Consider the following 22,202-nt stretch of genomic DNA (forward strand, 5'->3'; position numbering starts at 1 on the left):
TCTGACGTACAACTAACGGATGAACTCATGTCAGAAATCAGCCGCGCCGTTTTGTTCGGCAAACTCGATACGCTGTTATTTACCTCGCTGGAAAGCGCCACCGCGTTTTGCAAACTGCGTGGCAACCCTTATGTAGAACTGGTTCACTGGTTGCATCAATTGATGCAGCAATCCGGCGGCGATCTGCAACAGGTTATCCGCCACTTCTCGCTGGATGAGCAAGCATTAACCCGTGACATCGTCGCCGCGCTGGACAAATTGCCGCGCGGCGCCAGTTCAGTCTCTGATTTATCTGAACATATTGATACCGCCGTGGAGCGCGCCTGGGTTTACGGTTCGCTGAAGTTCGGTGTTAACCGTATTCGCGGCGGGCATCTGCTGGCCGGGATCCTGAAAACCTGGAGCCTGGCGACGGTGCTGAAAGGCATCTCTCCGCAGTTTGAACGCATCAGTGCTGACGCGTTACTGGATAATTTCGACAGCATCTTTACTGACAGCAAAGAGACGCAGCAGTCGGTTGCGGCGCTGGATGACAGCAGCGCGGCAGTACCGCAGCAGCAAGGTACGCTGGCGCAGTATGGTCAGGATCTGACGGCTCGCGCGCGTGACGGAAAAATTGACCCGGTGGTCGGGCGTGATGAAGAGATCCGCCAGATGGTGGATATTCTGATGCGTCGCCGCCAGAACAACCCGCTGCTGACCGGTGAAGCCGGGGTGGGTAAAACCGCCGTGGTGGAAGGCCTTGCGTTGCGCATTGCCGCAGGGGATGTGCCGGAACCGCTGACCAGTGTGCAGCTATGGCTGCTGGATATCGGCATGTTGCAGGCTGGTGCAGGCATGAAAGGCGAATTCGAAGCCCGTCTGCAATCGCTGATCAACGAAGTTCAGTCCAGCCCGACGCCGATTATTCTGTTTATCGATGAGATCCATACGCTGATTGGCGCAGGTGGTCAACAAGGGACCGGCGATGCCGCAAACCTGCTGAAACCGGCGCTGGCGCGTGGTCAGTTGCGTACCATTGGCGCGACCACCTGGGCGGAATACAAAAAATACATTGAGAAAGATCCGGCGCTGACTCGCCGTTTCCAGACGGTACAGGTCGCCGAGCCGGATGAAGAGAAAGCCGTGCTGATGCTGCGCAGCACCGTGTCGGCGCTGGAGAAACACCACCGCGTGTTACTGCTGGATGAGGCCGTGGTCGCAGCGGTGAAATTGTCGCACCGTTATATTCCGGCGCGCCAGTTGCCAGACAAAGCCGTAGCGCTACTGGATACCGCCTGCGCTCGTGTCGCGGTGAGCCAGAGTTCACCGCCGCCGCAACTGGAAGATTGCCTGCACCGTATGGCTGCGCTGGAAGTGGAAATAGACATCGCCACCCGTGAAGCGAAAATGGCGGCGGGTGACAGTGGTCGCGTCGCGAGCTTGCAATCCGATCTTGGCAAACTTAGCGAACAGCGCGATGAGCTGACCCGGCGTTGGGAACAGGAACAGGCGCTGGTGGATGCGATCATCGACCTGCGTGCGCAACTGCACACTGCGCAGGAAGAGGAACAGACCGGTTTACGTGAGACGTTGACGCAACAGCAGAGTGCGTTGCGCGCGTTGCAGGGCGATGCGCCGTTGTTGTTTACCTCGGTGGATGCCAACGTGGTGGCGGCCGTCGTCTCCGACTGGACCGGCATTCCGCTGGGCCGGATGGTGAAAAACGAAATTGACGCGGTGCTGAAACTGGCCGATACCCTGAACGAACGTGTGATAGGTCAGCGTCATGGTCTGGAACTGATTGCCAAACGGGTGCGTACCTCACGTGCACGTCTTGACGATCCGAACAAGCCGGTTGGTGTGTTTATGCTGTGCGGCCCGTCCGGTGTGGGTAAAACTGAAACCGCGCTGGCGCTGGCGGAATCGCTCTACGGTGGCGAGCAAAACGTGATCACCATTAACATGAGTGAGTTCCAGGAAGCGCACACAGTGTCGACGCTGAAAGGCGCGCCTCCGGGATATGTGGGCTATGGTGAAGGCGGTGTCTTAACGGAGGCCGTACGTCGCCGCCCGTACAGCGTGGTGTTGCTGGATGAAATCGAAAAAGCGCATCCTGATGTGCATGAAATTTTCTTCCAGGTCTTCGACAAAGGCTGGATGGAAGACGGTGAAGGTCGTCATATCGACTTCCGCAATACCATTATTATTCTGACCTCCAATGTGGGGACAGAACTGATTACCGCGATGTGCGCCGACCCGGACCTGATGCCGGAACCGGATGCGCTGCGCGATGCGTTGCGCCCGCCGTTGCTGCAGGTGTTCCCGCCTGCGCTGCTTGGCCGTTTACTGGTGGTGCCGTACTTCCCGCTCAGCGATGAGATGCTGGCGATGATTGTCCGGCTGCAACTGAAGCGTATTCAGCGTCGCCTGCAAGAGAACCACGGCATTGTGTCGGAAGTTGACGACAGCGTGGTGGAACAGATTGTTCAGCGCTGTACCGAAGTTGAATCCGGCGGCCGTATGGTGGACGCCATCCTTACCAATACTCTGCTGCCGTTAATGAGCCAGCTATTACTCGACGCCAGCGCCCGCGACGAGCAATATAAGCGCTTGTGCGTAACGTTCGAGCAGGGTGAGTTTCACTGTCAGTTTGCGGCGTAAAGCCATTATCAAGAGAGTTTTCCAATATGACGGATCACGATAACAACCGGAGTGTACCGAATGCGCTGCCGCCGGGATATCGCTTCAATGAGTTCGAAATTAAAGAAGTGATCGGCGGCGGTGGTTTTGGCATCGTCTATCGCGCCTGGGATCACCAGCTTGAGCGAACCATCGCGATTAAAGAGTTTATGCCTTCTTCGCTGGCCGTACGTAACGATGACATGACGCTGGTGTTACGCAGTGAACGCTTCAGCAAAGCGTTTACCGCCGGGTTAAACAGCTTTATTCAGGAAGCGCGTTTGCTGGCGCGCTTTAATCACCCGAATCTTCTGCATGTGCTGCGTTTTTGGGTGCAAAACGATACTGCCTACATGGGGACGGTGTTTTACAGTGGCACTACCCTTTCACGTCTGCGTGAAAAAAATCCCGCCCTGTTGAATGAAGCCTGGATCCGCCGCATGCTGCCGATGCTGCTGGGGGCGATCAAAACGATTCATGACGAAGGCTACCTGCACCGTGATATCTCGCTGGACAATATCCAGATTCAGGAGAATGGCTTACCGGTGCTGCTGGACTTTGGCTCTGCGCGCCGCAGTATTGGTTCTATTTCTGATGAAACCGAAACCATGCTGCGTCCGGGCTATGCGCCTATCGAACAGTACACCGACGATAATGAAAGCGAGCAGGGGCCGTGGACCGATATTTACGCTCTCGGCGCGGTGCTGCATACGCTGATTATTGGTTCACCGCCGCCGGTCAGCGTGGTGCGCAGCATTCAGGACACCTATATGCCGCTGACCCAGCGCAATCTGCCGGGTTATTCACCCTCGTTATTGCAGGCGGTTGATCGCGCGTTGGCGTTGAAAATGGAAGACCGCCCGCAAACGGTGGATGAGTTTGCCGCCCTGATTGAGATGCCGGTTGCCGGTCTTGACGATGTGCTGAGCGTGAAGCAGCCTGGCACTATGCTGGTGCCGGTTGAAGAGACGGAAGAGAAACCGGCGGTTCTCGACTGGCGACGTTATAAAGTGCCTGGCCTGGTTGCGGCTGGTGTTGTGGTGGGGCTGGTGGCGGGCGGCATGCTGTTTAGCGGCGGTTCGTCCGATGACAGTGCCGCAGCGCAAACCGCCAGCACGCAGAACGACTCTTCCGTAACGCAATCCCAGCAGACTGCACCGGAAAACAGCGCCAGTTCACAACCTTCAGCACCGCCTGCGCAATCTCAGCCCTCCACGCAGAGTGCAACGCCTGTGGCGACGCAAGGCGCGGTGGCGCAAATCTTTGTGCGCATGAACGAAGGCGAAAAACTGACACTCAACGGCGAATCCCAGTCCGTAACGCCTGCAACCAATGGCTTTGCCTCGCTGAAACTGCAACCGGGTCACTACGAACTGGTGTTGCAGGGCAACGGTCAAACCCGTAGCCAGTCCTTCAATATCGCCAAAGCCGGCACCTGGTTGATTAACCCGCAACCGAAATAGTCATTGCCCGTCGGGCACTATCCTGCCCGGTCATGCATGGGGAGATATCTCTCTCCCCATGCCTCTCATTTGTCCATTGCGTCATAATGCAATGACTGTTTATTTCAAAAATAACGATTGCATAGCCCGAAATATTAAAAGACAGAACTATGAATTTATTAACACACAGCGGTAATGGTGGCAGTGAATTTACGTTTGTCGTGTCTCGCGCCAGTGCACAAGCCGATGATAAAGTTCACACGGTCGCCGCCAGAAAAACACGTGAGCTGGAAATGACCTTAACCGACTTTCACCTTGAGTCGTCACAAATGTTGGAAGTGGATGGTTATCCGGCTGTCGAGCTTTTCTATCAGTTCAAAAATGACAATCATGTTATCTATCAACGCCAGACGTTAATTCTGCTGGAGGATCCCTCTGTGGGCAAAAAAATGGTGAGCTATGTTGGCACCTGTCCGGGGGAATTCAGTGAATATCACCAGAAACAGTACCAGGAAATTATTCAAAGCATCAAATTTCACCGGGCGAAATAAAGTGTGATATGGGTGAAATAATATATTGATGCTGAACCAGGCAAAATGGAATAAATACTATGCAGAACAGAATAACCGTAAAATTGCCGGTAGACGGCTTACTATTCTGGAAACTGACCGGGCGTGAGGCGCTGTCGGAGTCATTCGCGCTGTCGCTGACGGTGTTAGGCACCGATGCACGCGTTGATCGCAGCAAATTGCTAGGTCAGTCCGTCACGCTGGCGATCCCGACGCAGAGCATCAGTGGAACGCGTTATATCAACGGCAAAGTCACACGTGTTGCGGTCAGCGCCGTTGAACTTTCCGGTACCCGTTATGCGGTGTACCAACTCACGGTAGAACCGGATTTGTGGCCGATGAAGCGCGATCGCAACCTGCGTATCTTCCAGGGGCAGACTGTACCGCAGATTGTGAAAACGCTGCTGGGTGAATATCAGGTGAACCTGGAAGACAAGTTGACGGGCAGTTACCGCGTGTGGGATTACTGCGTCCAGTATCAGGAATCAAGTCTTGATTTTATCAGCCGTCTGATGGAACTGGAGGGGATTACGTACCACTTCCGTCACGAAGAAGACCGTCATGTGTTGGTACTAACAGATGCGGCAACGGAACTCAAACCGTTTAGCGGTTATGAAACCATTCCGTACCATCAGACCCCATCGGGCGGCAGCACCAGTGAAGAGGGGATTAGCCAGTGGGCGCTGGAAGACAGCGTAACGCCGGGGATCTATAGCCTCGACGATTATGACTTCCGCAAGCCCAATGCATGGATGTTCCAGGCGCGGCAAAACCCTGCCTCACCACAGCCGGGTAGCATTGATGTGTACGACTGGCCGGGGCGATTTGTTGAACACGGTCACGGTGAATCTTATGCCCGTATTCGCCAGGAGCGCTGGCAGGTGGAACACCAACAGATCCAGGGAACAGCGACCGCCATTGGCGTGGCGCCGGGTAGCACTTTTGCGCTGCATAATGCGCCGTTCTTCAGTGACAACGGTGAGTACCTGACTACCGAAGCAAATTACTTCTTTGAGGAAAACCGTTACGCCAGCGGCAGCGACAGTGAAACGGAACACCGCATCGATTTTACGGTGATACCAGCATCGGTGGTATATCGCCCGGCTGCGGTTACGCCATGGCCAAAAACCTACGGCCCGCAAACCGCGAAAGTGGTGGGACCGGAAGGGGAAAGCATCTGGACCGATCGCTACGGCCGCATTAAGGTGAAATTCCATTGGGACAGGATGGCAAAAGGTGACGATACCAGCTCCTGCTGGGTTCGCGTCTCCAGTGCATGGGCAGGTCAGGGATTTGGCGGCGTGCAGATCCCGCGCGTTGGCGATGAAGTTGTGATCGATTTTATCAACGGCGATCCGGACCGCCCGATGGTAACCGGGCGTGTGTATAACGAAGCCAGCATGCCACCATGGTCACTGCCGGATGATGCAACACGCATGGGGTTTATGACCCGCAGCAAGGATGGCAGCAAAGACAACGCCAGCTATTTATTCTTTGAAGACAGATTGGGTAGTGAAGCTGTTGAATTGCATTCCGAGAAAGATATGAAAGTCTCGGTGGAGAATGACAAAACGGTCAATGTGGACGGAAACCGCACTACGACAATTCTGAAAGAACAAAGAGATGATGTCACTGGGGACGGTACGTTCTATTATCGAGCCAAACGCACCACAACGGTCGATGAGGCGGAAACCACTATCTTTAACAATAGCCAGACTGAAACCATCAAGAATGGAAGAACACTGAATATTACCAGTGGTGGGGATGCTGTCAGCGTTAAAGGTGGTCGTGTCACCGATATTGAAGGGACTGAATTGCATCATGTCACTGAGCTTATGACGGAAAAATATGACAGTGGTCAGATGACGACGATTGCATCAGGTGGACGAGTAGACACTATTGATGGTGGCGCAAGCACTAATATTCTTAGCGGCGATTGGAATCAGAGAGTAAATCAGGGGTCAGTAGCTATCACGAGTAAAGGAGAATTACATATCAAAAGTGATACAAAAGTTGTTATTGAAACGCCTGAGACAAATATCACATCGAAGGGGTGGCAGGTCTCTTTTACAGGTTCATCTTCGTCGTTCACTGGCGATTCCAACTCAGTAACCGGGTTCTCAATGGCAGCAACTGCATTAAGTATTTCTGCAACCGGTACTGGTGTAACGTGGTCTCCGTTGTCTATCTCTACGACGTTAACTAGTATCACACATAAGCCTATGAGTTATACAAGGTCACTATCCAGGATAGAAGATAGTTTGCAAACCACATTTGTCGGATTACTCCACCTTTTTATTTAGAATAAGTGATTTCCATGAAAATACTCGCCATTTCAATGATGCTGTTAGGTTTTTTTCTTTTTATTTTCTTTTTCATGACCAGTGTTAGAGGTATTAAGGATAAGGGAGAGACTTTCACCTTGCTCAAAAATTGGGCGGCCATATCACACCCACAAAAAAAAGGTGAGATGGCAATCGGTACGTTGATTAGCTGGAAGCAAACGTCAACAATGAATAACTTTGATTACTATTTTATTTTTACGTTTGAAGCAGAGATTGAAGGTAAGAAGAAAACGTATAACGCTGCTGCGGTTGTTAAAGTCGCTGACATCAGTAAACTCAAAAAAGGCCTGCCAGTGACGTTTAAATACACCGGTAACCCACCGGACAAGTTAGCGGTGATCGATGTCATTTATGATCCGCAATAGAATGTATAAATCCGAAGCATTGCTTCGTCTCTGGTCTGGCAAATGCATTTGCTTAAAAAAGGTCTCAGGATCAAGGTTAAGAAAGGCAGCAAAAAACGTATTGCGGTGACAAACATGGCGGTTGCGGATTGCTGAACCTCTTCTGCATGCGCGAAAGATTTTAATTTTACCGTTCAGGAATGGCTGAAATGGAAATAGTAATGCTGAGTATCAGCATCTTCTTTGCCACGTTTTTTCTTTTAGGGTTTATCACTCTTATTGTGGTAATGCTGCGCAACGATGCGAAAAAAGAGAAAGTTAAAAAAGAGATCCGCGAACACGGAATTTTGACGCTGGCGACTATTAAACGTGCCTTTAGTCGTTCCGGTGGCAACTCAGGCTATATCAATGCCACGCTGGAGTTGGTTTTTGAAACCGAAGATGGGAAAAAAATTGCCTGTAAAGCGGATACGGTGATTGATGCGCTCTCCATGCAGAAATATCAAGCCGGTGAAAAAATTCCATTGCGCTACCTGCCAGCGGATCCGCATAAAAATATGCTCGACGTCCCCAGTACGTTTGAGTTAATGAAACGGCATTGATAGCGACGGTTAATTATTACCCTTTTAAAACACCAGCAGACATCTTTAATGATATTAGGGATAGCCAATGATGATGGAATTTATCGTGATCGCCGTTGCTCTGATCGCTATCTACTTTTTTGCCGTATTTCCGTTTTGCGCCGCAGTTGCAGCCAGGGATGACCATAAAAATCATCTACGTGGGTGATAAACAATGTGTACTGATGTTTAACGAACAGGCGTGACGAATCGGAGAGTCAACACGATATCTGAAGCCATGAAACCGACAGATCTATTAGCAGTACGTTGAGATGGGAAACTATGGAAATCGTTGCCTGTGTCGTTGCAGCCCTGTGCCTGTTACTGGCCTGTGTGCTGTTTTGTTTCCTCTTGCGGAGTGCGAAAGCGCAGGGCGACGACTACCAGATGCAAAAAAACTGGCTGGCGTTAGCCAGGCCGAAAATCGCCAGTGAAACTGTGCCAGGCCAATTACTGCACTGGAAAAAGACCTCCGCTATTAAAGGCAACGATCACTATTATATTTTGACCTTTACTACCACGCTGGCACGCCAGCAAAAGCGCTATCGTGCCGCTGCCGTGCTTTCCGCTTCTGAGGCGGCAACGCTTACAGCGGGGCTGCCCATTGTGGTGAAATACAATACACAGTCCCCAAAAAAGATGGCAGTTGTTGCCGTGAACGCGTCCACAGTGCCTGGTGATGATGAAAAATCACCTCACGATAATCACTAAGCGAACGAGCAATGTCGACAGACTGCCGATCCCCGGTAGTCGATAAAGTGCCTGCGCGTACGGGCACGGATGAGAGGGCATAATGGTTAACATTTCCGGGTTTCTGGTGTTATTGGCTGCGACACTCCTTGTTATCTCCCTTTTTGTGTACCGCATGCGTACCGTTGCACCAAAAGGGGAGGCATTATTGATCGCGGAGTGTATGGCACAAAGCAACTGGCACGGGCCGTTACGGGAAGCGCAACTGGAGTCGTGGCAGCAAACCGGCACAATGCATCAATCCGATTACTATTTTATTCTCACTTTTATCCTTGAAATAGCCCGGCAGAGGCAACAAAAATCTGCGGCATTTATTATCAGAAGCGCCGATATTGGACTCTTAAAACGAGGAATAACAGTGCTGGTGAAATATCAGGGGTTGCATGCCAAACGAATTGCAGTTGTAGAAGTCCTCTTTAATGAGAAATAACGGACGATAATGATTGAATACATGCACTCGCTTAAATACCTTGTTTATATTTTTCCGCTGGAGTTTGTGTCGACCGTTATCTAATTCCCCCGATTCGCCATCACGGATATTCAGTTCTCGTGATAATGCCGTTGTGTCATATAAACGCGCATTACACTTCGTAAACTGCAAGAGTATAAAATCGTTAATCTTCCTAAGGATGTTACATGAAGATTATTAAACCACTGCGACTGAGCGTATTAAACCGCCCGTTTCGTCTGCAGGGGCAAAACCATCTGGGTGTTTCGGTTATGGCGCTCGCCGATATGAGTGCCACACCGCAACTGCGGCCTGAAGTGGAACTCTGGCAACTGGCTGCCAGCGAGCTGCAAACCAACGGCGGTGTGCTGGATATGGCGATGCCGAAAGCCCGCGCGGAGTTTCTCGCCACCGGTTACGCATACACGCATCATCAGCAGGATAAAACCGCCTGCGCGGTACGCATTGAAGTGGATGATCTCAGCAAGACGCTGGCGGTCACTGGCGACCGTTACTGGGCGGGTTCACGCCCGACAGCACCACAGCCGTTTGAACAGATGCGTCTTGACTGGAGTCGCGCTTACGGCGGCGAAGGTTTTGATGAAAACCCCCACGGCATTGGTGCGGTAGTGGAAAACCACAACGGCACGCAATTTCGCCGGTTGCCGAATATCGAAGCGCTGCAACACCGTATTGTTTCACCCCGCGCAAAACCGGAACCGGTGAGCTTTGGTCCGTTGGACCTGCAGTGGCCACGTCGTTTCCGCCGCATGGGCAAAAACTACGACGCGCACTGGCTACAGCATGATTTCCCCGGTTTCGCACCGGATATCGACTGGCGGGTGTTTAACGCCGCGAGCCCGGATCAGTGGTGGGAAGAGAGGGACACGTTACCTCCGCAGGCAAGGTGGCGGATCTGGAATATGCACCCGCAAAAACATCTGCAAGAAGGGACATTGCCGCCGTGGCAGGCTCGCTGTTTTATCCAGCGCCAGCGCGGTGATGAAACCCTGTTTGAAGAGATAGCGCTGCGCGCCACGACTGTGTGGTTCTTTCCGCATCTGGAACAGATGGTACTGATGTGGCAGGGCAATCAGCGCATCAATGAAGACGACGCCGCAGATGTGCTGCACCTGATGCCTGCGCTGGAAAAAAACGGCGCATCCCGTTCGGTGAATCACTACCGCAAAGTCCTCAATCAGCGTCTGGATAAAGAGAAAGGTGCACTCTTTGCATTCCGCGAGAAAGATCTGCTGCCGGAGGACGTCATTGGGCCGTGGTTCGATAGCGAGGTGCAGGAAAGCCGCAGCCCGATGCGTGACAACCAGAACAACCGGGCATTGCAGTTGCGTGAGCAGCACCGCGCCAGGCTGGAAGCGCAGGGCAGTGATGTCAGCGATTTACTAAAAGCCTTTGAGGAACCTGCATTGCCTAAACTCGAGGATCTTCCCGAGTTTATTGAAGAGATGGAGCGCAAAGCGCAGGAGATGCAGCAGCAGGCCGAGGCGCGTAAAGCTGAGATGGAGGCGCGCTACCCGGAGGCCGCTGCGCTGGATAATCGCCCGCGCGGGCCGGAATCGATGCTGCGTATGCAGGAGTTGCTGGCAAAAAATGGCGACCAGCTCAGTGAAAAAAAATTGGCGCAAAGCCGTGAAGCGCTACACAAACTCTATCTGATGTCGGTGGCGCAACAGCCACCTGCCATCAAACTGACCGGCGATATTGCGTTAATTATCCGTCAGCGTGCTGAGCGCACCATGGCGCAGGGTGGCGATTTTAGCGGTCTGGATCTGACGGGGGCTGACTTCTCCGGCATGGATCTGCGCGGGGCGAATTTCCACAATGCTCTGCTGGAATGCGCAACACTTCGCGGTTGCCAGCTTGATGGCGCAGACTTCACCCAGGCGATGCTGGCGCGTACCGATTTGCAGGGCGCATCACTACGCGATTGCTGCTTCGATAATGCCAGCCTCGCACTGGCGCAATGTCGTGAAACCCAATTCCAGGGCGCGCAATTTGCTGAAACGGAGATGACCGGCGCACTGTTTGACGCCTGCGATTTCAGCAATGCCCGGATAAGCGATCTGCTGCTGCGTGAAGTGGGATTCAGTCAATGCCTGTTCCGGCACGCGCAACTCAATAACTGCGTGTTTATGGAACTGACATTGCCGCAACCGGACTTCAGTCATGCGCAGATGAACAAAACCAGTTTTATCAAATGTGAACTGCACAGCGCGGTTTTTGCCCGCGCGCATCTTGATGGATGTTCATGGGTCGAGAGCCAACTGGAATCCGCATCGTTCGCCGCGGCAACGTTGATCACCTGCGCAGTAGCGTCCGGCGGGACGCTTGCCGGAGCCAATTTTAACGGGGCGTATCTCAAGCAGAGCAACCTTCGCCAGGCGGTGCTGCACAGGGCGACATTCGCAAGGGCAAGGCTGGATAACAGCGATCTTAGCGAAGCGCAGTGTGAAGCGGCGGATTTCAGCGGCTCAACCCTGACCGGCAGCATGTTTATGCGTACCGATTTCCGTCGTGTGCGTTTTAACGACGCTAATCTGATGGGTGCGATGCTGCAAAAAAGTCGTCTCGAAGGGGCCGATCTCAGCTATGCCAACCTGTTCCGTGCCGATCTCTCGCAATCCATCACCGATCAGCAGACACAATTTCAGGGCGCATATAGCAAGCGGGTGAAAACGCTGCCGAAACGTGACGGGGACGTAATATGAGCGCATTAACGGCGGCAGAGCTGCAACAAAAAGTGAAGGGCGGCGAAGCCATTGCAGAGCTTAATCTTGATGGCTGCGACCTGCGGGGATGTGATTTATCGGGTGGGATCTTTCAGGAGGTCTCCTTGCAGGGCGCTAACCTTGCGGGAGCCAATCTGACGGAATCCGTCTTTACCGAGTGTCTGTTTAACCGGGCGATACTCTGTGAGGCGCAGCTGCAAGAGACGGTGTTCAACCAGTGTGAAATGCAGAGCATTGACGCGAATAGATCGGCATTCGTCCGCTGCGTGTTTAACGAGTGCGGGCTGGATGGCGGCAATTTTTCTCACTGCACCTTCGACACCACCCAGTTTATGCGCAGTCCGTTGGCGAACAGTCAGTTCACCGGATCGACGTTTGAGCGGTCAACCCTGTTTGAAAGCCCGTCTGGCGAGGCAATGCTGAACAACTGCCATCACTTGATGACCACGTTTTACGGTATTGATTTACGGCAGACCGATCTCAGCGGTAGCCAGTTTGAACGGTCAGTGTTTTTCAACTGCGATCAGCGAGGCAAAAACTACGCGCAGCATAAGTTTACCGGCTGCCAGTTTACCGATAGTCAACTGGATGGCGCGGACTTTTCCGGTGCACAGCTGACGCAGTGCAACTTTAAAGGCGCATCGCTTAAAGCGGCGCAGCTACGTAATGTTAACGCTACGCAAGCGCTGTTTATGGAGGCCGATCTGAGCGGCGCGCATGCGCAGTCCAGTCTGTTTGACCAGGCCATTTTTGTGGGCGCGGTGCTGCGACAGGCGAATTTCAAACAGAGCCGTTTTTTTCAAAGCATCCTGCAACAGGTGGATGCGCAGCAGGCGGATTTTACCCTGTGTGATTTTACCTACAGCGATTTTTCCGGCGCGGATGTGCGTGAGGCGGATTACCGGGGCGCAGCGTTTTCCCGTACCCGTTTTCATCGCGCCCGTCAGGAGGGCGCGAATTTTGCCGATCGCAAAGGCATCCTTGAATATGACGAAGAGTTACTGGCGGCGGAGGCCTGGAGTGCCGAACGTCAGAGCAGAATCTACGGAGATAAAGCATGAACAACATCAACCACCAACTGGCAATAGCGGCGATGCCTGCCGGGCAATGTTCTGCGCAGGTCACCCACTGTTTTGCTGATGGCAGTCTGATGGTCGAGAGTGAAGGGCGCGGCTGGCACTGTCGTCGGGCGGTTAGTTGTGTGATCGCACCGCAGGCGGGCGATACGGTATTAATTGCGGGTGTGGACAACCAGATGTGGCTGTTGGCCGTGCTGGAACGCGCCAACCCGCACTGCGCCGAACTGAATGTGCCGGGGGATCTGCATATCTCCAGCAGTGGCGCATTAAGTCTCAGTAGCGAAGCGCTTAACGTCAGCGCCAGTACCGGTGATTGCCATATCAGCGAGATGACTTACAGCGGCGAGAAAGTATCGGCATGGGTGACCCTGTCGCGGGTGGTCGGCAAACGTGCAGAATCTGTCTGGCAGACCGTCACGCAGATAAGTCACAACCTGTTTCGCACCACGCGCCAGACCGAGCAGGTGCGCGCCGGGCAGCTGGATATGAAGGCCGAAGACTATATGCGTATGCACGCGCACAATACGGTGATCACCTCCAAAGCGATCACGAAAGTGGATTCCGAACAGATTCATATGGGGTAAGGAACGATTATGTTTGCAAATTGCCAGCTAATGGGCGTGGATCTCGCTTTTCCCGACGTCTGCCTGACGCCAATGCCGGCACCGACGCCGATCCCCTATCCGGATATTGCGCTCGGGCCAACGGCTATCCCTAACGCGCTGAATATTCTGTTTATGGGCATGCCAGCGCACAATATGGCCACCGTCACGCCTTTGACCAATGGCGACAACCCCGGCGTAGCCACTGGCGTGGCCTCCGGCACGGTGATGGGGCCTTCACGCCATCTGACCGGGGCATTTACTGTGTTGCTGAAAGGAACGCCCGCCACGCGCCTGACCAGCGTCAGCCTGCAAAACTCCACCAATGCTATCGGCATGCGCATTGTACCAAGCCAGTTTAAGGTATTGATGCTGGCACCGTAGGCGGTTTCAGTGAATACGATGAACCTGTCAATCACATTCACGGCGGTACTGCTGGCGGTGGCCGCCAGCAAATGCTTCGCGCAGCCGCCGCACCCCGATTCTCAACCGTTATGGCACTTTGCTGAACAGTTGAAGGGGATTATCGGGGCGGCGCCGGATTCGCTGAATTGCATCATTAAAACGCCCGTCACGCGGATCAATCCTGATTTTGCCGACCGTTTAACCGCCCGCTCCTTCACGCTGGCGGGGGGACCTGGCATTAACGACATAGAAATTCGCATGGCTTATGGTCACCCTCAGCAGATCGCCATTGTAACTTTTGAGGTGGTAAATACGTGTATTGAGGTAAGCGAGGCAAAACGCCAGTTCCCGGGATTAAAACTGATGTGGGTGCCACGCGGTGAGTCAGTCAACGAGACCTTTTCCTGGGTAGCGCCCGTTGATAAAAACGGCAACGGTATTGGGCTGGGCTTTGCCCAATCGGAACCCTCATGTTTAAAAAACATCGCTATCCGTGATTTTTCCAGTGAAATGTCTGCTGCAAATCGTCGCGTCAGGGAATGACGTTTGCCGGGTGCCACATCGGTAAAAATAGATCGCCTCTCAACAGGATGAATACATCTCTGGCTGTCCGGCTGGCGATGAGAGAACCGGTACGTACAACATGCAGCAAGGTAAATGCGGTTACTCTTTGCGCAGGTAATCTCGTACATAAAGAAAATTCTGGTGAATCAACCTGTAAACTGGCTTAAATAATCACTTATATCGGCAACAGACTTTTGAACGGTGGCAGGTTATGACTAAAGGTTTCCTCTTTTCTGTCTCGCTGTTACTGGCGGCGTCCGCCAGAGTGTGGGCGCAAGCGCCGCTGGGTGAAAGCGACTTCACCGTACAGCTGAACCAGCATCCCGTCGCGCTGGGTCAGGCATGGAATGACGCGCTCAGCGCCTCTCTGGGGGAAACGACTTATGACGGCTTTGTCGGCGAAGTTCCTTTTGGCGACGCCAGTTATAAATTCTACCGTCATAACTTTGATGGCTTCGATATCTACAGCGCTAACCTGTGGTGGGATGATCAGGGGAAAAGCGTCGACAGCTATATTGTCGGGCAGATAACCTTGCACAGTCCGGCCTTGCATACCGCACGCGGGGTTGGCCCTGGCAGCACAAAAGAAGCCATTATCAGTCACTATGGCCCCGGTGAAACGGATAACAGCGACGGAAGTGAATGGATCAGCTATTCGTTTAACAACAAACACATCGCTTTCTCACTGGTTGGCGGTAAAGTCGACAGTATCAATATTAATTTTGATGATGACTAAGCCCTGGCAGCGTGACATAGCTTTCGACTGAGGCTGGTTATGCACGACGGCAAGACCTTCAGGATTTCGTCACGTTTTCCGATGCGGAAAACGGCATGTGGCGGGATGTCGTTGATTACTGGCAATAAACTCAAAGGTGCTGGTGCGGTTTGCCACAGCACGAGCCGTGTATAGCGCAGACGACTGTTGACGATATGCGGTTTAGTGTACGCATAAAAAAACCGGCGGATTTCTCCGCCGGTTACGCTTACCTTACTTCTGGCTGCAGCCAGCACACTGTTTGTTCTGGATCTGCTGGAAGAAGTCATTCCCTTTATCATCCACCAGAATAAACGCCGGGAAATTCTCCACTTCAATCTTCCAGATTGCTTCCATTCCCAGTTCCGGATAGGCCACGCACTCCAGGCTCTTAATGCTCTGCTGCGCCAGAACCGCCGCCGGACCACCAATACTCCCCAGATAGAACCCACCGTGTTTAGCACAGGCATCGGTCACTTGCTGGCTGCGGTTGCCTTTTGCCAGCATGATCATGCTCGCACCGTGTGATTGCAGCAGATCAACATAGGAATCCATACGGCCAGCGGTGGTTGGGCCGAGTGAACCCGACGCATACCCTTCCGGTGTTTTCGCCGGGCCTGCATAATAGATCGGGTGATCTTTCACGTACTGTGGCAGCGGTTCGCCGTTATCAATCAGCTCTTTCAGCTTCGCGTGAGCGATATCGCGCGCCACGATGATGGTGCCGTTCAGCGACACGCGCGTAGAAACCGGGAATGCGGAAAGCTGCGCGAGAATCTCTTTCATCGGCTGATTCAGATTGATTTTCGCCACATCGCCTTCACCCTGCTGACGCAGCGCTTCCGGAATATACTGCCCCGGATTGTGCTCCATCTTCTCAATCCAGATCCCTTCACGGTTAATCTTCGCTTTGATATTGCGGTCGGCAGAGCAGGATACACCCATGCCGATTGGGCAGGATGCGCCGTGGCGCGGCAGGCGGATCACGCGGATATCATGCGCGAAGTATTTACCGCCAAACTGTGCGCCAAGACCCAGGTTCTGCGCTTCCTGCATCAGTTCCTGCTCCAGTTGCACATCGCGGAACGCCTGACCATGTTCATTACCTTCGGTCGGCAGGCCATCGTAATAACGTGTCGAAGCCAGTTTCACGGTTTTCAGGGTGGATTCTGCCGACGTACCACCGATGACGAATGCGATATGGTAAGGAGGGCAGGCCGCTGTACCCAGGGTACGCATTTTTTCGACCAGGTAGTTTTTCAGTTTCGCCGGCGTGATCAGCGCCTTGGTTTCCTGGTACAGGTAGGTTTTGTTCGCGGAACCGCCGCCTTTGGCCACGCACAGGAACTTATACTCGTCGCCATCCACGCTATACAGATCGATCTGTGCAGGCAGGTTGGTGCCGGTATTCACTTCTTTATACATATCCAGCGGGGCGTTCTGCGAGTAACGCAGGTTATCTTCGGTATAGGTGTTATACACGCCGCGCGCCAGAGCAGCTTCATCACCGCCACCGGTCCATACGCGTTGACCTTTTTTACCCATGATAATCGCCGTGCCGGTATCCTGGCAGGTCGGCAGCACGCCTTTCGCGGCGATTTCCGAGTTGCGCAGGAACTGCAGGGCAACGTATTTATCGTTTTCGCTGGCTTCCGGATCGTTCAGAATCGCGGCGACTTGCTTCTGGTGGGACGGACGCAGCAAAAATGACGCGTCGTGAAAGGCCTGTTGCGCCAGCAGTGTCAGCGCCTCGGGCTCGACTTTCAGTACTTGCTGGCCGTCAAAGTCGGCAATCGAAACATGCTCACGACTCAGCAAATAATATTCCGTATTGTCTTTCGCCAGCGGGAACGGATCCTGATATACAAAGGGTTTGTTCGACATAGCTCTTCACTCCATAAAATAAAACCGCCGGGAAAGCCCGACGGTTATGAATCAGAACATCATGGAAATCCACGGATAACCAATCAACAGCAGGGCGGCGAGGAAGATGGCGCCAAAGATGGTGCCAAGACGCCAGTAATCTTTGGTCGGCAGATAACCGCTACCGTAGTAAATCGGGCTTGGGCCGGTGCCGTACGGGGTGATGATGCCCATCACGCCGAGTGAGGTACACAGCACCAGTACCACAACTTCCATATTGATACCCGGGATAGTGGCGGCAATGGTCAGCATGGCCGGCAGCAGCGCCGTGGTGTGTGCGGTGGTGCTGGCAAACAGATAGTGCAGCAGGTAGAACGCCAGCAGCAGGGCGATAGTCGCCATACCCGGAGATATACCGGCCATCAGCACGCCGCCTTCTTTACCCAGCCAGGCGATAAAGCCAGTGGAAGAGAGGCCATCAGCCAGTGCTACCAGGGTGGCGAACCAGACGAATGTGTTCCAGGCCGGTTTGTTGCTGGTAATATCGTTCCAGTTCAGTACGCCGGTCCACAGCATCAATACCACCACCAGCAAAGCCGCCAGCGCAGGTTCGATAAAGTCAGCGGCGAAGATCCACATCAGCAGCGCGCAGCATACAAACACCAGCAGCAGGATTTCGTTACGGGACAGTTTGCCCAGTTTTTCCAGCTCGCGGCTCGCCCACAGCGGCACTTCATCATTCACTTTCACTTCAGGCGGGTAGAACCAGTAAGCCAGCAGCGGCATGGTCAGAATCAGCAGCACACCCAGCGGCAGGAAGGCGATAAACCAGTTGCCCCAAGAGATGCTAATTCCGACGGTGCTTTTCACCAGCGCCAGCGCCAGCAGGTTCGGTGCAAGCGCAGACAGGAACATAGAACTGGTGATACACGCGGCAGTAATTGCCACCCACATCAGGTAGGAACCGATGCGGCGTGAGCTCGGATCGTTCGGTTTTGAGCCATACAGCGGCGGCAGGTTGGCGATAATCGGGTAAATGGTCCCGCCGCTACGTGCGGTGTTGGATGGCGTAAACGGTGCCAACAACAGGTCGGCGAAGGTAATCGCGTAGCCGAGCGTCAGGCTGCGACGACCCAGATATTTCACCAGGATCAGCGCCAGACGACGACCAAACTGGGTCTTATCGTAACCGGCGGCGAACATAAAGGCGCCGAAGATCAACCATACAGTGGAGTTACCGAAACCGCTGACCGCCCATTTAAAGGACTGAGAGGCCATTTTGAATTTCGGGTCAGCCAGTTGTTCAGGGCTGAACAGCAGCCACTGGCTACACAGCGCGATAACCACCACGCCGGTCATACCGATGACTGCGCCCGGCAGCGGTTCAAAAATCAAACCGACGATCACACCGACGAAGATAGCGAAGTAGTGCCATGCATACGGCGGAAGACCTTCCGGCACCGGAACAAACAGCAGGAGCACTGCGACGACTATCGGCAGCGCCATCATTAGCAGGCGGTTTTTATTTCCGTCCTTTGCACTGGCTGCGTTAGCAGATGGTGCGGTGGTTGTTTTCTCTTTCATAATGAGCATCTACGAGTAGTTAAAAATTCGTTGGCATTACGGAACAGATTGGCGATTTATTTAGTTACAAAAGTTTCTTTAGTTATTAAACGCCTTTTTTCTTATTCCAGGTCCGGTTACTTAACGCAATTTCTACGGCGATAAATAAAAATTTGTGTGTATTTCTATATTGCTCTTACGCCCGATAATACTCTTGATTGAGATCAAAAAAACGAAAAAGCGAGCTGACTTTTTAATAAGTTGAATACCCCTGTAGTGTTATGGGGTTATTTGGCGAAAATTTCGATAAATGTTAAAAAACGGTGCTGATAATAAATCTCATTTTCGCCAGTTTTGATTTTAACTCATTGAAATTAAAGTGTTTATCTAATAATGAAAAACCGTTTCATTTATAGCGATGGTAATCATGTTGTTACCGGTAATTAATGTCATGTGAACGTGTTATTTAAAAATGATAATACAGTAGTGGTAGTGCTGTTATTCAGGGTATTAAATAGTTTATTAACTAACGTAATTAATTTGGTAAGTAAAATTCGCGGTATATTAAATACACGACATAAAGATTGAAAAACATAACGAAAAATAAAATCTGTCACCCCATTCAGAATTTTTAATTTTAAGACTTTGGAGTTTTTATATGACCAGTAGCGAACGCATTCTCAGCCCCTTTACATTACCGAATGGCGCAGAACTGAAAAACCGTTTGTTAATGGCACCCATGACCACCTGTACAGGCTATTTCGACGGTACCGTCAGCAGTGAGCTGGTGGAGTACTATCGGGCCCGCGCCGGTAGCATTGGTACTATTATAGTCGAATGTTGCTTTGTCGATGATCTCGGTCTGGCTTTCCCGGGTGCAATCGGTATTGATAACGACGAAAAAATTGCCGGACTGGCAAAAATCGCCGCTGCTATTAAAGGCGAAGGCTCAAAAGCGTTGCTGCAGATTTACCACGGCGGCCGGATGGTAGAGCCGAAGCTGATTGGCGGCCGCACGCCGGTTGGTCCAAGCGCAATCGCTGCGCCGCGTGATGGCGCTGCAACGCCGGTTGCCATGACCACCGCTGAAGTGGAAGCGATGGTAGGAAAATTTGGTGAAGCCGTACGTCGCGCCATCCAGGCGGGGTTTGACGGTGTCGAAATTCACGGCGCCAACACCTATCTGATCCAACAATTCTTCTCGCCAAACTCCAACCAGCGTGACGACGAGTGGGGCGGCAGCCGCGACAACCGCGCGAAGTTCCCGCTGGCCGTGCTGGAGATCACCCATAAAATGGCGCGTCAGTATGCCGACGATGCGTTTATCATCGGCTACCGTTTCTCGCCGGAAGAGCTGGAAGTCCCCGGCATCCGTTTTGATGACACCATGTACCTGCTGGAAAAACTGGCGGCGCGCGGTGTGGACTACCTCCACTTCTCCGTTGGCGCTGCGCTGCGCCCGTCGATTAACGACACCAGCGACCCGACGCCGCTGATTGATAAATATTGTGCGATGCGCTCAGCGACATTAGCGCAGGTTCCGGTGATGGGCGTGGGCGGCGTGGTGAACATTGCTGATGCCGTACAGGGGATGGATCACGGTTATGACCTGATCGCCGTAGGTCGTGCGTGCATCGCTTATCCGGACTGGACCGCGCGCATCGCCAGCGGTGAAAATCTGGAACTCTTTATTGACAGCACCCAGCGCGAAGCGCTGCAGATCCCGGAACCCCTGTGGCGTTTCTCGCTGGTGGAAGCGATGATTCGTGACATGAGCATGGGCGAAGCGAAATTTAAACCGGGCCTGTTTGTCGAAACCGTGCAGGATGACGTTAACGAACTGGTTATCAATGTCAGCCTCGAAACCGATCGCATCGTCGACATTGAACTGGCGTCCAGCCCGGTGCAAACCGTGGAGTTCACCAGCAGTTTTGAAGAGATCCGCGGTCGCATTCTGGATGCAAATACACCGCACGTGGATGCTATCTCCGGTGCGACCAGCCAGAGCGAAGCGGTGAAAAAAGCCGTCTCGAAAGCCATGCTCAAATCCAGTAAAGCACGCGTGGCGGAAGAGGGCGGCGAGCCTGCAGGCCCGAAAAGTTATGATGTTGTAGTGGTGGGCAGCGGCGGCGCCGGTCTGGCAGCGGCAATCCAGGCGCATGATGAAGGCGCCAGTGTGCTGATCGTTGAGAAAATGCCGACCATCGGCGGTAACACCATTAAAGCTTCCGCCGGGATGAATGCCGCGGAAACCCGCTTCCAGCGTGTGAAGGGCATCCAGGACAGCAAAGAGCTGTTCTACCAGGAGAGCCTGAAAGGTGGCGGTAACAAAAACAATCCGGAACTGCTGCATCGCTTTGTTGAGAACGCACCGGAAGCCATCGAGTGGCTGGCGCGTCGAGGTATTATGCTGAACGACATCACCACGACTGGCGGCATGAGCATTGACCGTACTCACCGCCCGCGTGACGGATCAGCCGTTGGCGGCTATCTGATCAGCGGCCTGGTGCGCAACGTGAACAAACGCGGCATCGATGTGATGCTGGACACTTCCGTAGATGACATTCTGTTTGAGCAGGGCGAAGTGTGTGGCGTACGTCTGCTGACCGAAGAGCAGGAATCCCTGACCGTTCAGGCGAAAAGCGTGGTTGTTGCGACCGGTGGTTTCAGCGCCAACAGCGCAATGGTGGTGAAATACCGCCCGGATCTGGAAGGTTTTGTGACCACCAACCATAAAGGCGCGACCGGCGGCGGTATTGCTTTACTGGAACGCATCGGTGCGGGCACCGTGGATATGGGTGAAATTCAGATCCACCCAACGGTTGAGCAAAACACCTCCTATCTGATTTCGGAATCCATTCGCGGCGGCGGCGCTATCCTGGTCAGCCAGCAGGGCAACCGTTTCTTCAATGAGATGTCGACCCGTGACAAAGTCTCGGCAGCTATCATCGCCTTGCCGGAGCATTACGCCTACATCGTGTTTGACGAACATGTCAGAGCGAAAAACAAAGCGGCGGATGAGTATATCGGTCGTGGGTTTGTCACCAGCGCCAGCTCGCCGCGTGAACTGGCGGATAAACTGGGTATGGACCACCATGCGTTTCTCGCAACGCTTGAGCGTTACAACGGTTTTGTTGAAAAACAGCATGATGACGACTTTGGTCGCACCACCGCGCTGCGCGCGCCGATCAATGAAGGCCCGTTCCATGCGATCCAAATCGCACCGGGTGTTCACCACACGATGGGCGGTGTGACCATCAATACCGAGACCGAAGTGCTGAATGCGGCGCAACAGGTTATTCCGGGTGCTTACGCGGCGGGTGAAGTGGTTGGCGGTATTCACGGCGGCAACCGCATCGGCGGTAACGCCGTGGCCGATATCATTATCTTCGGCACCCTGGCAGGTCATCAGGCGGCACTCCGCGCAAAACGCAGTTAACAAT

17 protein-coding genes are annotated in these 22,202 nt (G+C 53.2%); 15 read left to right on the forward strand and 2 right to left on the reverse strand.

Annotated elements, in window-relative coordinates; all coding sequences use genetic code 11:
* Window positions 1–27 precede the first annotated feature (27 nt).
* From tssH to N7922_RS11010, 14 genes are all read left to right on the forward strand, one after another.
* Complete coding sequence (gene tssH / locus N7922_RS10945; protein ID WP_263100550.1) at window positions 28–2,643, forward strand: type VI secretion system ATPase TssH; 2,616 nt, start codon at window positions 28–30, stop codon at window positions 2,641–2,643.
* 26 nt (window positions 2,644–2,669) lie between these two features.
* Window positions 2,670–4,124 (forward strand): serine/threonine protein kinase, encoded by a 1,455-nt coding sequence (locus tag N7922_RS10950; RefSeq protein ID WP_263100551.1) that lies wholly within the window; start codon window positions 2,670–2,672, stop codon window positions 4,122–4,124.
* Window positions 4,125–4,273: 149 nt separating this feature from the next.
* Window positions 4,274–4,654 (forward strand): DcrB-related protein, encoded by a 381-nt coding sequence (locus N7922_RS10955; RefSeq protein ID WP_263100552.1) that lies wholly within the window; start codon window positions 4,274–4,276, stop codon window positions 4,652–4,654.
* Window positions 4,655–4,713: 59 nt separating this feature from the next.
* Window positions 4,714–6,975: a type VI secretion system Vgr family protein gene (locus N7922_RS10960; RefSeq protein ID WP_263100553.1), complete on the forward strand. Its 2,262-nt coding sequence runs from the start codon at window positions 4,714–4,716 to the stop codon at window positions 6,973–6,975.
* Window positions 6,976–6,989: 14 nt separating this feature from the next.
* Complete coding sequence (locus N7922_RS10965) at window positions 6,990–7,382, forward strand: hypothetical protein (RefSeq protein ID WP_263100554.1); 393 nt, start codon at window positions 6,990–6,992, stop codon at window positions 7,380–7,382.
* Window positions 7,383–7,561: 179 nt separating this feature from the next.
* Window positions 7,562–7,963 carry a DUF3592 domain-containing protein gene (locus N7922_RS10970; protein ID WP_263100555.1) on the forward strand — a complete coding sequence of 134 codons (402 nt, stop codon included), beginning with the start codon at window positions 7,562–7,564 and terminating at the stop codon, window positions 7,961–7,963.
* Window positions 7,964–8,368: 405 nt separating this feature from the next.
* Window positions 8,369–8,692: a hypothetical protein gene (locus N7922_RS10975; protein WP_263100556.1), complete on the forward strand. Its 324-nt coding sequence runs from the start codon at window positions 8,369–8,371 to the stop codon at window positions 8,690–8,692.
* A gap of 82 nt (window positions 8,693–8,774) precedes the next feature.
* Window positions 8,775–9,161, forward strand: coding sequence for a hypothetical protein (locus tag N7922_RS10980; protein WP_263100557.1), 387 nt, complete (start codon window positions 8,775–8,777; stop codon window positions 9,159–9,161).
* A gap of 206 nt (window positions 9,162–9,367) precedes the next feature.
* A complete protein-coding gene (locus N7922_RS10985) occupies window positions 9,368–11,908 on the forward strand; it encodes a DUF2169 domain-containing protein (protein WP_263100558.1) in 2,541 nt (846 codons plus the stop codon).
* Window positions 11,905–12,990 carry a pentapeptide repeat-containing protein gene (locus N7922_RS10990; RefSeq protein WP_263100559.1) on the forward strand — a complete coding sequence of 362 codons (1,086 nt, stop codon included), beginning with the start codon at window positions 11,905–11,907 and terminating at the stop codon, window positions 12,988–12,990. The genes N7922_RS10985 and N7922_RS10990 overlap by 4 nt, the downstream gene beginning before the upstream one ends.
* Window positions 12,987–13,592 (forward strand): DUF3540 domain-containing protein, encoded by a 606-nt coding sequence (locus N7922_RS10995; RefSeq protein ID WP_263100560.1) that lies wholly within the window; start codon window positions 12,987–12,989, stop codon window positions 13,590–13,592. The genes N7922_RS10990 and N7922_RS10995 overlap by 4 nt, the downstream gene beginning before the upstream one ends.
* Window positions 13,593–13,601: 9 nt before the next feature.
* Entirely contained in the window at window positions 13,602–13,994 is a 393-nt protein-coding gene (locus N7922_RS11000; RefSeq protein ID WP_007371701.1) for a DUF4150 domain-containing protein, read from the forward strand.
* 9 nt (window positions 13,995–14,003) lie between these two features.
* Complete coding sequence (locus tag N7922_RS11005) at window positions 14,004–14,558, forward strand: hypothetical protein (protein ID WP_263100561.1); 555 nt, start codon at window positions 14,004–14,006, stop codon at window positions 14,556–14,558.
* 232 nt (window positions 14,559–14,790) lie between these two features.
* A complete protein-coding gene (locus N7922_RS11010) occupies window positions 14,791–15,315 on the forward strand; it encodes a hypothetical protein (RefSeq protein ID WP_263100562.1) in 525 nt (174 codons plus the stop codon).
* 252 nt (window positions 15,316–15,567) lie between these two features.
* Here N7922_RS11010 and fumA read toward each other — a convergent pair whose 3' ends face one another.
* Together fumA and N7922_RS11020 are read right to left on the reverse strand one after the other, a co-directional pair.
* Window positions 15,568–17,217, reverse strand: a complete 1,650-nt coding sequence (fumA, locus tag N7922_RS11015) for a class I fumarate hydratase FumA (RefSeq protein WP_263100563.1) — start codon at window positions 17,215–17,217, stop codon at window positions 15,568–15,570.
* Window positions 17,218–17,268: 51 nt separating this feature from the next.
* Window positions 17,269–18,780: an anion permease gene (locus N7922_RS11020; RefSeq protein ID WP_263100564.1), complete on the reverse strand. Its 1,512-nt coding sequence runs from the start codon at window positions 18,778–18,780 to the stop codon at window positions 17,269–17,271.
* 637 nt (window positions 18,781–19,417) lie between these two features.
* Here N7922_RS11020 and N7922_RS11025 point away from each other — a divergent pair.
* Window positions 19,418–22,198: a flavocytochrome c gene (locus N7922_RS11025; protein ID WP_263100565.1), complete on the forward strand. Its 2,781-nt coding sequence runs from the start codon at window positions 19,418–19,420 to the stop codon at window positions 22,196–22,198.
* The last annotated feature ends 4 nt before the right edge of the window (window positions 22,199–22,202 follow it).

Origin of the sequence: Kosakonia sp. ML.JS2a, from assembly GCF_025642095.1 — a bacterium.
Classification (GTDB): domain Bacteria; phylum Pseudomonadota; class Gammaproteobacteria; order Enterobacterales; family Enterobacteriaceae.

Coding starts and splice junctions, on each gene's coding strand:
- N7922_RS10965 (WP_263100554.1), top strand. CDS start 6,990: ATGAAAATACTCGCCATTTCAATGATGCTGTTAGGTTTTTTTCTTTTT.
- N7922_RS10980 (WP_263100557.1), top strand. CDS start 8,775: ATGGTTAACATTTCCGGGTTTCTGGTGTTATTGGCTGCGACACTCCTT.
- N7922_RS10975 (WP_263100556.1), top strand. CDS start 8,369: ATGCAAAAAAACTGGCTGGCGTTAGCCAGGCCGAAAATCGCCAGTGAA.
- N7922_RS11000 (WP_007371701.1), top strand. CDS start 13,602: ATGTTTGCAAATTGCCAGCTAATGGGCGTGGATCTCGCTTTTCCCGAC.
- N7922_RS10970 (WP_263100555.1), top strand. CDS start 7,562: ATGGCTGAAATGGAAATAGTAATGCTGAGTATCAGCATCTTCTTTGCC.
- N7922_RS11020 (WP_263100564.1), bottom strand. CDS start 18,780: ATGAAAGAGAAAACAACCACCGCACCATCTGCTAACGCAGCCAGTGCA.
- N7922_RS10955 (WP_263100552.1), top strand. CDS start 4,274: ATGAATTTATTAACACACAGCGGTAATGGTGGCAGTGAATTTACGTTT.
- N7922_RS11010 (WP_263100562.1), top strand. CDS start 14,791: ATGACTAAAGGTTTCCTCTTTTCTGTCTCGCTGTTACTGGCGGCGTCC.
- tssH (WP_263100550.1), top strand. CDS start 28: ATGTCAGAAATCAGCCGCGCCGTTTTGTTCGGCAAACTCGATACGCTG.
- N7922_RS10960 (WP_263100553.1), top strand. CDS start 4,714: ATGCAGAACAGAATAACCGTAAAATTGCCGGTAGACGGCTTACTATTC.
- N7922_RS10985 (WP_263100558.1), top strand. CDS start 9,368: ATGAAGATTATTAAACCACTGCGACTGAGCGTATTAAACCGCCCGTTT.
- N7922_RS10995 (WP_263100560.1), top strand. CDS start 12,987: ATGAACAACATCAACCACCAACTGGCAATAGCGGCGATGCCTGCCGGG.
- N7922_RS10950 (WP_263100551.1), top strand. CDS start 2,670: ATGACGGATCACGATAACAACCGGAGTGTACCGAATGCGCTGCCGCCG.
- N7922_RS10990 (WP_263100559.1), top strand. CDS start 11,905: ATGAGCGCATTAACGGCGGCAGAGCTGCAACAAAAAGTGAAGGGCGGC.
- fumA (WP_263100563.1), bottom strand. CDS start 17,217: ATGTCGAACAAACCCTTTGTATATCAGGATCCGTTCCCGCTGGCGAAA.
- N7922_RS11025 (WP_263100565.1), top strand. CDS start 19,418: ATGACCAGTAGCGAACGCATTCTCAGCCCCTTTACATTACCGAATGGC.